The 12,831-nt window shown below is 36.1% G+C and carries 15 protein-coding genes, 1 tRNA gene and 1 riboswitch; of the genes, 9 read left to right on the forward strand and 7 right to left on the reverse strand.

Annotated elements, in window-relative coordinates; all coding sequences use genetic code 11:
- The first annotated feature begins 656 nt into the window (after positions 1-656).
- The 6 genes from ESY88_RS15410 to mobB all read left to right on the forward strand — a co-directional run bounded on the left by ESY88_RS15410 (position 657) and on the right by mobB (position 3,520).
- The gene (locus ESY88_RS15410; RefSeq protein ID WP_147087564.1) at positions 657-1,001 is read left to right on the forward strand and encodes a single-stranded DNA-binding protein; all 345 of its coding nucleotides are present in this window, start codon (positions 657-659) and stop codon (positions 999-1,001) included.
- A gap of 133 nt (positions 1,002-1,134) precedes the next feature.
- Positions 1,135-1,365, forward strand: coding sequence for a DUF6876 family protein (locus tag ESY88_RS21910; protein ID WP_394343967.1), 231 nt, complete (start codon positions 1,135-1,137; stop codon positions 1,363-1,365).
- Positions 1,335-1,457 (forward strand): DUF6876 family protein, encoded by a 123-nt coding sequence (locus ESY88_RS21915; protein WP_394343968.1) that lies wholly within the window; start codon positions 1,335-1,337, stop codon positions 1,455-1,457. The genes ESY88_RS21910 and ESY88_RS21915 overlap by 31 nt, the downstream gene beginning before the upstream one ends.
- 11 nt (positions 1,458-1,468) lie before the next feature.
- Positions 1,469-1,666, forward strand: a complete 198-nt coding sequence (locus tag ESY88_RS15420) for a hypothetical protein (RefSeq protein WP_147087565.1) — start codon at positions 1,469-1,471, stop codon at positions 1,664-1,666.
- Between the two features lie 430 nt (positions 1,667-2,096).
- A complete protein-coding gene (locus ESY88_RS15425; protein WP_147087566.1) occupies positions 2,097-2,477 on the forward strand; it encodes a BfmA/BtgA family mobilization protein in 381 nt (126 codons plus the stop codon).
- An 11-nt stretch (positions 2,478-2,488) separates the two neighbouring features.
- Positions 2,489-3,520, forward strand: a complete 1,032-nt coding sequence (gene mobB / locus ESY88_RS15430) for a MobB family relaxase (protein ID WP_147087567.1) — start codon at positions 2,489-2,491, stop codon at positions 3,518-3,520.
- 950 nt (positions 3,521-4,470) lie between these two features.
- Here the strand turns inward: mobB and ESY88_RS15435 are convergent.
- The 4 genes from ESY88_RS15435 to ESY88_RS15450 form a co-directional block, all read right to left on the reverse strand.
- Complete coding sequence (locus ESY88_RS15435; protein ID WP_147087568.1) at positions 4,471-4,908, reverse strand: DUF6557 family protein; 438 nt, start codon at positions 4,906-4,908, stop codon at positions 4,471-4,473.
- Positions 4,909-4,974: 66 nt separating this feature from the next.
- Entirely contained in the window at positions 4,975-5,415 is a 441-nt protein-coding gene (locus ESY88_RS15440; RefSeq protein WP_147087569.1) for a hypothetical protein, read from the reverse strand.
- A gap of 44 nt (positions 5,416-5,459) precedes the next feature.
- A complete protein-coding gene (locus ESY88_RS21490) occupies positions 5,460-6,287 on the reverse strand; it encodes a 5' nucleotidase, NT5C type (protein WP_223270848.1) in 828 nt (275 codons plus the stop codon).
- Between the two features lie 77 nt (positions 6,288-6,364).
- A complete protein-coding gene (locus tag ESY88_RS15450) occupies positions 6,365-6,649 on the reverse strand; it encodes a hypothetical protein (RefSeq protein ID WP_147087570.1) in 285 nt (94 codons plus the stop codon).
- A gap of 166 nt (positions 6,650-6,815) precedes the next feature.
- Positions 6,816-6,914: riboswitch (SAM-I-IV-variant riboswitch) on the reverse strand.
- A 140-nt stretch (positions 6,915-7,054) separates the two neighbouring features.
- Here ESY88_RS15450 and ESY88_RS15455 point away from each other — a divergent pair.
- Positions 7,055-7,993 carry a metallophosphoesterase gene (locus ESY88_RS15455; RefSeq protein WP_147087571.1) on the forward strand — a complete coding sequence of 313 codons (939 nt, stop codon included), beginning with the start codon at positions 7,055-7,057 and terminating at the stop codon, positions 7,991-7,993.
- Between the two features lie 170 nt (positions 7,994-8,163).
- Here ESY88_RS15455 and ESY88_RS15460 read toward each other — a convergent pair whose 3' ends face one another.
- Positions 8,164-9,087 carry a WD40 repeat domain-containing protein gene (locus ESY88_RS15460; protein ID WP_147087572.1) on the reverse strand — a complete coding sequence of 308 codons (924 nt, stop codon included), beginning with the start codon at positions 9,085-9,087 and terminating at the stop codon, positions 8,164-8,166.
- Positions 9,088-9,419: 332 nt separating this feature from the next.
- Between ESY88_RS15460 and ESY88_RS15465 the strand changes: the two genes are divergently transcribed.
- Positions 9,420-10,202 (forward strand): N-formylglutamate amidohydrolase, encoded by a 783-nt coding sequence (locus ESY88_RS15465; RefSeq protein ID WP_147087573.1) that lies wholly within the window; start codon positions 9,420-9,422, stop codon positions 10,200-10,202.
- Between the two features lie 318 nt (positions 10,203-10,520).
- Here ESY88_RS15465 and ESY88_RS15470 read toward each other — a convergent pair whose 3' ends face one another.
- Both ESY88_RS15470 and ESY88_RS15475 read right to left on the reverse strand, forming a co-directional pair.
- Entirely contained in the window at positions 10,521-10,958 is a 438-nt protein-coding gene (locus ESY88_RS15470) for a hypothetical protein (protein WP_147087574.1), read from the reverse strand.
- Positions 10,959-11,404: 446 nt separating this feature from the next.
- On the reverse strand, positions 11,405-12,076 hold the full coding sequence (locus tag ESY88_RS15475; RefSeq protein WP_147087575.1) for a DUF2461 domain-containing protein: 672 nt from the start codon (positions 12,074-12,076) through the stop codon (positions 11,405-11,407).
- Between the two features lie 146 nt (positions 12,077-12,222).
- Here ESY88_RS15475 and ESY88_RS15480 point away from each other — a divergent pair.
- Positions 12,223-12,297: transfer RNA gene (locus tag ESY88_RS15480), tRNA-Val, on the forward strand.
- Positions 12,298-12,831: the final 534 nt, after the last annotated feature.

Consider the following 12,831-nt stretch of genomic DNA (forward strand, 5'->3'; position numbering starts at 1 on the left):
AAGAGCTTCACTACAAATATCTTGGACACAATCCCCAATTTTAGCTTTCCATTGCGTTAAACCTTCCCGTCCCGATAGCTATCGGGACTGGGCAGGAACACTTCATTCCTGCGCTAAAATCGTGAATCAAGTCCGCTTTTTTATCAGAAAGGCATCGCCTCGATTTTCTTAACGGAATTTTCGGTGCGGTCTTCTTGAGCCCTTACTCGAAAATGCCTAAAAACCGAACCGCTGCCTTGAGGATTTTAAGGGGTTTATAATGGATAAAGCCTTTATCATTTTTCGGGTCGTCGAAAAACTGGCACGACATAACCAATTCTAGATTAAACACTGCTACTTATTTCGCTTAACTGTCGGTACGCTCAAACGCAACTGCGTTTAAAAGAATTGCTAATGCCCTTATGGAACTTGTCAAGACTATACAAGTTTTAGTGAAAAATAAGGTATCTACTTCCTTGAAATCTGCCAAAAAAGGCAGATTTACTACGTCGCAAACACACCTGATTTGTTCCCTAAAAGTCTTGACAAAACCCACTCTATCCATTGTGCGGTGCACAGAAGAAAAGAACAAACACCCCTTAAAATTTAATTCAGTTTAAATCAAATAGGGAAAATATAAACCAGTCTGTATCAAAGCAGACACAAAACTTTTTATTATGAGCAGTATTAAAAATCACGTACAGTTAATTGGAAACGTTGGACAAGACCCAACAATCACTAACCTTGAAAGCGGAAAGAAAGTAGCCCGTTTTTCGGTAGCAACCAATGAAAATTACAAGGACAGCAAAGGCGAAAAGCAAACGAACACCAATTGGCATACCGTAGTAGCTTGGGGCAAGACCGCTGAAATTGTAGAGAACTATGTTGGTAAGGGTAAAGAAGTCGGAATAGTTGGAAAACTAAAGACGAGAACCTACACCACAGACGATGGAAACCAACGCTACGTTACAGAAGTTGTAGCCGATGAAATCCTTCTACTTGGAAGTAAAGACAACAAGTAAATCTTAAGAATGAAAGAGGGCGTTCCTCTCGAAAGTTACGCCCACTTTTTATTATTCACTATTAAAACAGATAACAATGAAAACGCAAGTTAACGAAATTAAAGAAGCATTACGACATTTTCACGGTACGGAAATGTTCTATCAGATCCCATTATTACGAACTCGATTTACAGACGGACTTAAATATTTATCCGAGGTGGCAAAATGTTTTTGGCTGATTACGGATACTTCCGTAACTGCTAAAAGTTTGATGAACCGAAGCTCATTTGTCTCCATTGATTTTATAAGATTGTCCGAAAAAAGCAGCTATATACAGGTTATGAAGCTGAAATTATTTATTCTGATGGTAATAATACAGTTTTAGAAAAACACGGCTATCTGGTCACTGATTTTCCACTGGATGAACTGCGGTTATACTTTGTAGATGATACATTGATGTTACCAAGTGAATATTAAAACCTGCAGCTATGATATATCTCAATTTTACAGACTTGAGCGAAGAGGCTCAAAATAGAATTTTAGAGAATTCTAAAAAGGACGTGGAACGACAATTTGGCGATAGTATTCGCAAATACGTTAAGGAAAATTATACGTGTTTTGAAACGATGATTCAAGAAGAAGCATTGCGGAATTTGTATTCTTATAAATATATTTTCAATCCATAATTTTTAAAACCGATACAAATAAGCACCTCTAACTTTAGAGGTGTTTTTGTATGCAATTCATATCAAGTCAATAAAAAAAACTATATTTATATCGCTGGAAAAACAGCACACAAATTAAAGTAGGGTTATCCACTTTTCGACTTTCGCCGATAACCGTACACATCGAAAAACAACATATCGGAAAATTATTTTCCTAAAATGGCAATCGGTTTTTTAACCGGATTGTATGGATTTTTGTCCCGCTAAGGCGGGACGAAAAGGAATAGCAAGAGGGTAACACGCTGCGCGATGTTAAGCATTCCTTCTCGTTTTCAAAATACTGATATTCAGTAACTTGAAAATTTTATAATTTCAGGACCTTTAACAATTTGCGACAAACGCCTTGTTAATGCCCAGTTTTAGGGAAGGATTTGCGACAAATCGACGAATTATGGACTCATTTATCGAAATTAGATTCAAAAAAGAAACTGCAAAACGTTTTCAGGAATTTTCAAGAACACACTTCAAATCACATACCGAGACCATGGCAACGATGCTCGATTTTTTCTTCTACAACGAGATTTCGCCAAAGGAAAAATTGGGTCCAACTGGGCGAACTATCGAAGCAAAGTTGCTTAAAAGAATTAATGCAGTCATAGCCATAATGCGCGATGTGGAAAAGACACAAACCAAACCTACGGTTGCGATGATACAATCACTTTTTCAAACCGAAGTACCAGTCAAAAAACCTTTGATTTTGGAAAAGAAATATGCCGAAGAAAAAAAGGAAATACGCTTTCGCGAAAAGCAAAATCCAAGCAATCAACTATAAATTTTTGAGCTATGTATATCACAATCACACCTCAAAAATTGGGTGCTAATTATTCACAAAGTTCAGCGAATTTTGTAGGCTATCTAGAGAAAGAAAATGAGGGTTTAGAACAACGAGATATGGAACATTTTTTCAATCAATATGGCGATGAAATTCCCGCCGAAGAAGTGGTCAAAGAAATTGATGGAAACACCGCAAAATTAAAAAAGAAAGAACCAAAATTTTATTCGATTACGGTCAGTCCATCGAAGTATGAATTGAACCGATTACAGAACAGTCGAGAAGATTTAAAAATTTACACTCGTGAACTGATGAGGGATTATGTAACATCCTTCAATCGGGAAATCAACGGACGTCCGATTTCCATTGGTGATATAAAATATTACGCTAAAATTGAGCACCAACGAACCTTTAAGGGAACAGATTTTCAGATAAAGGAAAACCAAACTTTTGCTACCAAAATACTTCAACTCAAAACTGAAATCCGAAATATCCAAGAAGGACGAGCTGAAGGGAACATTAAAAAGATGAAAATCGAAATCGCTAAACTGGAACGCCAAGCACCACATCAACAAAATGGAAAACGGATAGTGCAGGGAATGGCGAAAGATGGAAACCAAAGCCATATCCATATTGTTGTGAGCAGAAAAGATGCTTCAAATTCGGTCAGTCTTTCCCCAGGAAGTAAGCACAAAGCTTCGGAAGTTGAAATGCACGGAAAAAAAGTAAAACGAGGTTTCGACAGAGACAAATTTTTTGACAAAGCTGAAAAGACTTTTGACAATACTTTTGGATACAAACGCAACTTTGCCGAAACCTACAAAGCGAGAAAGGATTTTATCAAGAACCCTAAAATCTATTTTGCCTCATTGCTAAAACTACCCACCAACGAAAAAGCATTGGCATTCAAAATAATGGGAAAAAGTGGCATCCCGATGGTGCCGAGTATTCCTGTTACACAGGCAAAATTGGCGATGAAAATTTTTAATAGGCTACGACGTGGTGCTGAAGTGGCCATCAAATCGAGTTCAATTGGAATTTAAAAGCTCTATTAAAATAGCAGTGATGTTATTTTTTGGTGCGCAATATCAAATTAGATAAAAATTGAGGATCAAAGTACCATACATATTCAAATAACTACAATCGCTATGATATCCGTTTACATTCGGCTTTGGCGTATTTTAAGGTGCCTTAAGTAATTGATAAATTCGTCAGAGTAAACTTATCTGATAAGTCTATAAAAATCCACTGGCAAATCTCTAAATTATCTTAAATCGGATCTGAAACTTTAATTTTAAAAGAGTTTTAAAATAAATAAATTTAAAACTTAAAATAGCCAGCCAGCCCTTTATTTTTATTATTATTTGTTTTATTTAAAAATGTTTATAGTAGATACCAATGCTTGTCCACATATGGGACGGTAGCGGTACACAACTAGTCCGTTAATGGGATGGTACTGTCCCGGTGCTAGCCCATAATTGGAACAACTACTGTACTAGTAAATTTTATGTCAATTATCGATAAATGGATTTAAAATTAATGCAGGGTATGGACATGAACAAATTGTTATAATTTGGTGTTATTAGACCAGCTATGCAATTTTGAGTATAATAGAATTTGTACTTAAATGATCTAAAATAGTATATTTAAATGTTAAAAACGTTAAATTTTCAGATCGAGTGAGTGATTCGGGAGTATCATAATTTAGAGCATTTCTTAGCACCTATAAACACTCAAAAACCATTTTTCTGGTTGTTCCCTCATTGCCCACATCAATTAGGATCCCGATTTGCAGATGCAAATCGGGTTTTTTATTTTCCAGAAGCACTTCAAGCCAAGGGCTTGGAGTGGATCATGGAGTGCTCCTGAAAAATAAAAAATCCAAGAATCGCCAGAGCGATTCGAGATTATAGACATGTTTTGCTGTCCCCTTTACTCCACTCTTTTAAAGTCTCTTCCACGGAAGCTTTGATTTTACCATTTTCTTCTATGGTCACTGATTTCGTGCTGTTCTATTATTTTCAATTTTATTGATTTTTTCTTGAATGGCTTCTTCAGAAAAGCCCACAAAGGTCATTTCATAAAGGCAATGGACAATTATTTCCAATTCAGAAAAATCATTTAAACTTTCCTTGCTAATATCCATTCCCAACCATTTACACCAAGGCGTGAGCTCGATGCCTTGTAAATAGTTTTCATCCTCGTTTTTTGGGTTTTTATGAAGTCCACATGCTTCAATGTATTCTTCATCGTCATCTATTTCTTTGGAAATTACAATCGAGATATCGCTTTCTTCGGGATCTATCACTTTCAACTTTTCAAATACAGCTTGATAACCCTCCATATTTTTTTCTGCCTCGGGATAAATTTCTAAAAAAAGGGGTGCGATCTTTTGCCAGTTATTGGTTAGTATAAGTTGCTTAAAGGTCATTTCTATTTGCTTTTACGGTTTGGTTGGTTAAAATTGATGCCATATAGATTTTTGGTTGAGTTCTCATTAGTCAATTAATTTGAAAAATTCTTCTGGGTTGTCTGAATAATAGTCAATGGGCATTAATAATTCTGTTTTACCCTTTAGACTCATTAATTCATTGAAGTATCTATTTTCACTAATTTTCCATGAGCAGACAACTCGTTTGTTAAATCCTTTGTATTTTCCTTCGGAAGCTGCTAAATATAAATTATTTTCATTGATTTTATCAGTGAAAGAATCTATGGTGGACTCATGAAAAACTTCTCTCATTTTCTCGAAATGATTATTTAATGACGCCATTTCTTCCATCTTTGATTCTAATCCTTTTTTGAAATACCAAGAATGGTTTTCGGTATCTTCAATCTTATGTTTTAGCCTTGAATATGCAATGATAAGCTCGAAAAAGGTTGATTTGCTTTTGTTGTTTACTAATAAGTTCTCAATTTGAGTCATTTTTAAAGCCATATCAATTTAATTTAGAATGAACTAATTTATGATCTGTTTCAATATTAAGCGAGGTTTTTCATATAGGCTACGACTGCTTTCCAATCCTCAAAACCTTTCCCTTCCTCTTTGAAGTGAATGTGTTTTCCAACGAACTTCCCAGCTCCATTTGCAGTACGGTCATCGATAAGGAAGTCCCCATTTAACAAATTCTTGTTGTGTGAAAGGGTCAATCTTTTATAGGCTAGCTCAGGCAAGTATTTCTTTACCCAATGTAATTTGTCTTGCCAAGCCGAAGGATTCTCCCAAGGTGCAGTCGATAAGATATAGGTATCAAAATTCTTGCATAGCCATTTATAGCCTTCAATAGCACCTTCATTGGGTTCCATCAAAGAGAAAATTCCTGGAACCTCATCTAAGTTACCAGCGTACTTTACGCTTTCTTCTTCTGAAATTCTATCGATTCCAGATTGAAAGTTGACCAAAACCCCGTCCATATCTACAAAGACAATTTGTTTTTCTTTTCTTCTTTTAAGTTCTAAAAGTTCTTTGTAATTTTTGGTTTGCCGCACCACTTCTTCGCAAAACAGATCACAATAATTTTCAAACCCTGGGTCACCTATTTTGCCAACACCAAAAGCTTCTCTCTTTTTGTTAACACGATCTGTGTATGTCTGAGACATAGGATTAATCCCTCGAGACCTATCTTTTGAATCAGCCATAGAGTCTCCCATAAAATCCCATTCTTCTCGAAATAGGGCAAGTTTTAAATCGCGCACTTGCGTAGAAAAGTCTGTCGTTGATCTTTGAACTTTTCTGAGATCTTCTATTTCATAGTCAGTTAGATAATCTTGGTAATCATTTAAAATTTTTCCGATAGTTAATGTTTTCATAGTAATAAATTAAGGTTAGGTTATGTTTTGGTTTTAGATCTTTCAATGCGATGCCCCATGCTTTAGCTAAAATAGTTTTACTCGGTAGTAAAATTAAAATTCACAAAGGTGTATTTTTCGCCTTTTTTGAAGGTCATTTGCGAATTCTCTTTTACCATAGCGGTACAAAGAGCAACTTCATTTTTAATTTGGTCTTCAGTTAATTCAGCGATGTCGTCATTGAAGAAGATAATGCTTTCTGCAGTAATTCCATCCCAATGCCACTTTTGATAAACGACATCATAATCTTCGATTTTAGCTTCAACACTTACGATAATTTGGGTGTCTTCCTCTACAGGGAGGTCTTTGAATTTTTCATTCATAATTTCTGTTTTTAAATTGATTTATAATTTAGTTTAGTTAATTGCTCAGTGAATACACCATTAATGCATAACCATTACCTACAGAAAATTTTTCAATTTTGAGCGAGTGATTTTTGTGTTTTTAGTTCATAAAAACATTATAAAACAATAAGCTATTTAAAAAAGGAGTGACACATACTTTTCCTAATGGTTAGGCTCATTGTTTTAGCACCTTCGCCTGTTTTGGCAGGTTGCTACCTCTTTCCAGAGATTCTTAATGATAGTTCGAATATAAGGAATTTTTTTGAATTTTCCTACAAATTTAAAATTGTCTTTCAAATTTTGTCGAGATTTGACTCTGCAATTCGTAAATGATATGCCTATATTCCTCGCTTATAAAAACTAACAAAACCAAACTAAAAATCAATGATTGACTTAATTGGAGACGTACACGGATATGCTGACGAACTTGAAGAATTACTTACCAAGTTGGGCTATTCAAAAAAAGATAATTACTATTCCCACCCCAACCCTAACAGAACAGTTTTATTTGTGGGTGACTATATTGATAGAGGGCCTAAAATTAGAGAAACTTTAGAGATTGTAAAACAAATGGTGGACAATGATAGTGCCATTGCATTAATGGGAAATCACGAATACAATGCGCTTACTTTTCATTTTAAAGATCCTAAAGGTGGACACTTACGGGAACATTCAATAAAGAATATTCTCCAACATTACGAAACGCTCTATCAATTCCGAAATAGAGTAGAGGTACCAGATGGAGAAAAAGAGTATGAAGAATATATGGAATGGTTTAAAACACTCCCGCTTTTCTACGAAACAGAAACATTCAGGGCAGTTCACGCCTGTTGGGACTATAAAAGTATTGACTACTTAAAGAAACATTTACAAAACAACCGACTAACAGATGATTTAATACGTGAATCTGCAAAGAAAGAGACAGAACTGTATGAGGCTATTGAAGATACCTTGAAAGGAAAAGAAATTAAACTACCAGAAGGGGGAGAATTTAAAGATAAGGATGGTAATGAACGTGAGGAAATGAGAATAAAATGGTGGGTAGATCCATCGGGAATGACTTACAAAACCATCAGTATGCCAACAAATGATAAACTTCCAGAGGAAGCAGTCTATTTAAAAGATAAAGACTATTACAAAAAAGATGACAAAAGTGTTTTCTTCGGGCACTATTGGCTAAAAGGTAAGCCTTCTCTATACCAAGATAATATTTGTTGCCTAGACTATAGCGTGGCAAAAGACGGGATTTTAGCAGCCTATAGCTTTGATGATGAACTTATATTGGATGAGCAGAAATTTACATCTGTAGAAAAGATTACCTAACATGATTGAGTAGGAGGTTCCGTTCCTATCGGGCTCACAAAAAGTCTTGTTAACCAGTTGGTTATCAAGACTTTTTTGATTTTTGGAAAATCCAGGCAACCCCTATAAATCATCTTATCACTCAGAGAAAACCTTGGATTTCGTCTCGCTCTCTGCAATTGTGATTTGATTTATAAGCTCTCATTTTGATTGACTTCCCATACAATGATTGTTTTATCGTCACTGGCAGAAATCAAATAATTATTATAAGCGCTCCAAATTAATTTGTTTACCGAAAATTGGTGCCCATCATTGTTTTCTCTGTCAACCACATTTAATAGTTGAAAGGTTTTGGAATCCCATATTTTTAGAGTTTTATCACGACTAGCCGTAGCAAATAAGGTGGCATCTGGGCTGTAGGCAATATCATAAACCGCCCAATCATGAGCAGGAATTGACTTTATTAGTTCATAAGATTCCACTTGCCAGATATTCAAATGACCATCTCGTCCACCTGTTAAAAGGAGTTTTCCATCAGGACTGAAGCGCACAACGTTTGACGACAGCTGATGTCCAACAAAGATCTTTTTTTCTAAGAATGTTTTGAGATCAAATATACTAATGTTACCCTCGCCTGTAGCAACAGCTATTTCAGAAGTCGCATAATTAAAATCGAGATGTCGCACTTTTTCATCACTTAACTTAATCATCTTGATCAAGACCAAGGTATCCAGTGCGTAAATTGCTAAATAACCGTCTCCACCAGAAGTATAGATACAATTCGTTTCGATAGAATACGATATATTAAAAACCTGGGACGTATGGTTATTTAGGATTGCGATGTCCTCGTTCTTCTCTAAATCAAAGATATGATCCATACCATTTGACGTTCCAGCCAGTAACCATTGTTTTTGGTGAATATGACAGATAGAATATAAAGGAGCAAGGAAACGGGCTACAAATTTTTCAGATTGAAATGTTTCTAAATCCCATTGTGCGATGACTTTATCTACACCACCGGAAAAAATAAGATGTTCAGCTGTTCCTTTATCTAATGCGTATATTGGCGCATTATGTCCTGTGAGTTGCGCTACTTTATTTACCTCAATTTTCATTTATATAGACATTTTTTTATGTATTTCAAATTAAGTAAAATCCGCTGGAAATTAGATTGGAGGCTATGTATTTTGGTGCATCCTTCTTTAATTTCTAAAAATTTTAACATTCCCGATCGTCGCGATTACGGATTTTCACAGATTGCATCATTTGTTGAAAACACTGGGAAAAATTATTTACTATAGTTTTCACGAATGCAACAGCCTTATATTGCTGGCAAGATTCCTGAACACAAGCTATCAAAAGTACAAAACTCTGCTTGAAACTAAGAGAGCGTAATATCCAACCCTACAGAATAATATTAAGATTAACATAAAAACTGCAATTAATTATGATTGGATATCATACACTTTTGGGAATGAATTCGTTTAGTGATGAGATTGAAGATTCTTATATCTTCCATATCCCACATTCAAAGACTGAAATACCCGACAAATTCAAATCCGATTTTGTGAGTGCTGAATTAATGGAGAATGAAATCAAGCTACTTACAGATTTCGCCACCGATGAAATCTTCACTATTGGTAGTTTGTCCAAAGTGGTATTCCCTTACAGTAGGATTTTCTGTGATGCTGAACGGCTTGATGATGAAAATGAAGTGATGTTTGAATACGGGCGTGGGTTTTACGAGACAAAAACAGATAGTGGCGAATTGCTTAGGGAGAACTCAAACGGAAACAAAGCAATGATCCATAGTGATTATTATCTCAAACATCATGAGACGCTAGCTAATCTAGTGGATCAAAAACTTAAAGACAATGGATTCCCTTTGATTGTTGACTGCCAGTCATTCGCAGCCATACCATTCAAGTCCGATATTGAGCAGGGTGGAGAAAGACCTGATTTTTGTATTGGTACTGATGAATTCCATACACCTAAATGGTTGGTTGATATGGCGGTTGCGTTTCTGACCAATCAGGGATATTCAGTGAAAATAAATTTCCCGTATGTAGGCACTATCGTTCCATTGAAACATTATCAAGTAAATGACGATGTGCAAAGCATAATGATCGAGATCAACAGGAAATTATATATAGACGATGGCTTTGTAAACGATAGCAAAGTCAGCAAATTAAATCAATTGATGTCAAATCTATTTTTGGTGAATAACTAACCAAATTGAATTAAAGAATACGCATATCAAAGTGATAAATATTGAAGATGAAGTCCTCGAGTTTGACTTAGAAATTTATTGAAATTGTTAAGTCATTAAAATAATTTATAAAATTGAATATGAGCCTTGATAAAATTCTTTTTGTTTTCATCACTGAACTAAGTTATTGAGCATAATGTGGTTGTATAAAATTAGTTGCGTAGTTTAAGCAGTGGAATAAGCAAATGAAATACAGCTAGAAAGTCCGCGAGTACTATCTTGAATTCTTCGATTTTTTCCTAAAGCCCCGCTCACATAGCCATAGCTAGGAGTTTTAAATTATCTCACAATGAAAATTAAAACAGCAATCGGAATATCACCTGTAATGGTATACAACACTGTGTTGTATTTACCTTTCCCTTGACGCAGATATTTACCGTCAAAAGTGTATAAAACGGTGTTGTAATCGCCTTTGCCTTGCCGAATGTATTCTCCGTCCCAAGTGAAAAGTACATCATTATAATCTCCTTTTCCCAATCTTAAATACTTACCATCCCAAGTCGATAACACCGAATTGTAATCGCCTTTGCCCTGCCGAAAATAGTTGCCGTCATAAGTGGCTAAAACAGTATTATAGTTTCCTTTGCCTTGTCTTAAGTATTTTCCGTCCCAAGTATATAACACTTCGTTATAATCACCTTTGCCCTGTCTAATATAGGATTGAGCATCGATTATAAATGATGAAAGCATTAAGGCAATAGTTACGGCAATTTTCATGTTTAGCTTAGTTGTTAGATTTCACGACTAGCAATCTCCATTAACAAAATTCACTGCGATTGATTTTTTTTATAGTAGGGGAATCTAAATATAGTTAAAAATCAACCTAAAGAAATATCGTTACCCGCGTCCATCCCAAGGTGCTTTGATTTAATTTGTAATATATCGTTTCTTTCATGTTTTAGATTAATGGTTCCTAAATTCAAAACCGGCGAACGTCAAGTTGTTTTTAAAAGTCAATCCTTTTTAGGGCTATTTCAACGCAACATCGCCAAGATAGGGATGTTATGAAGAAGCTTTAAGTGTAGTCCCTTATTTTTTCAAAGGCTTGAAGTGTTTCGGAAAAAACAAAAAATTCAAGAATCGCCAGAGCGTTCGGTATTAGGCCTATCCTTCGGCAGGCAGGCTTGCAGCAGCGGTTTTCCAAGGATCTGCAATTTCATTTTTTAGCTATCCATTGTAATTGCCTTTACTAGATAGTCATCCAGAGGTTTGTACTTTAAAAAGGCTTCTTCCACCAAATCCACAAAATGGGCGCTGGTCACTTGAGCTTCAGTTAAATCTATTGTTGCTGTAAAGCTTTTATGGTTGATGAGGTCGATATGCGCATGATTCTTATCGTAGTTCTGTGGCGAAGTCACCAATTTGTCATCGTAGGTGTTGAGGCCGCCATAAAAGGATTTGAATTGCTTTTCATTGAGAATGGTTTTGAGCGTATCCCCATTATAGTCAATGGCAGCTCTAATTTTTTCCAGATGTTCCTTTGAGGGATGATATAATCCGCCACCAATAAAAGATTGATCTGGGCCTATGGAAATAAAAAAGGTTGATTTCCCTTTTTCTTTTTTTCCGGCAGGCGAGCAAGTTAGATTTTGCTTGTAGGTTGGTTTTTCGGGATGAAATCTTCGGTTGTTATTGATTCTGCTAATGGTTTTTTTAGGGTTTACAGTTTCGTAGTGCGTATCGTATTGAGCGAGTCTTTTCAGGATAAGGTCAATTTCCTCGAGCCAGCGCTCTTTCATGGTGTGGTAACCTGCTCTATTGTCGTCCATCCATTCTTTTGAATTGTTGTTTCCCAAATCCCTTAAAAATCGAAAGATGTATGCTTTATCTACCATGATGTGTGATGTTTTTCTTTGGTTTAATCCAGACTTTAAGACCTATGATTGTCCTTAGCTTTAAAGTTAATGAAATACTTGCATTAAATTTGTTGTCAAATTTTGATATTCTGTTCAATTACACTTAAATTTGACCTTCCTTAAAAGGGCCATTAACTCAGTTGGTTCAGAGTGTCACGTCGACAACGTGGAAGTCACTGGTTCGAATCCAGTATGGCCCACATCACTCACAGTCCCGATTTGCTTTTGCAAATCGGGATTTTTATGTTCAAATGGCACCAAGCCAAAGGCTTGAAGTGCCAATTGAACATAAAAATACCAGAAGCGGCTACGCTTCGGGACTGTAATTGCAGGAGCGGGTCAATTCTGGAACAGCGCAGCTAATCCACTAAGATCTCCAAAGGCTTGAAGTGCCATTTGAACATAAAAATACCAGAAGCGTGTACGCTTCGGGACTGTAATTGCAGGAGCGGGTCAATTCTGGAACAGCGCAGCTAATCCACAAAGATCGGCCAAGGCTTGAAGTGCCAATTGAACGTAAAAATCCCAGAAGCGGCTACGCTTCGGGATTGTAATTGCAGGAGCGGGTCAATTCTGGAACAGCGCAGCTAATCCACTAAGATCTCCAAAGGCTTGAAGTGCCAATTGAACGTAAAAATCCCAGAAGCGGCTACGCTTCGGGATTGTAATTGCAGGAGCGGGTCAATTCTGGAACAGCGCAGCTAATCCACAAAGATCTCCAAAGGCTTGAAGTG

Origin of the sequence: Subsaximicrobium wynnwilliamsii (assembly GCF_007997225.1) — a bacterium.
Lineage (GTDB): Bacteria > Bacteroidota > Bacteroidia > Flavobacteriales > Flavobacteriaceae > Psychroserpens > Psychroserpens wynnwilliamsii.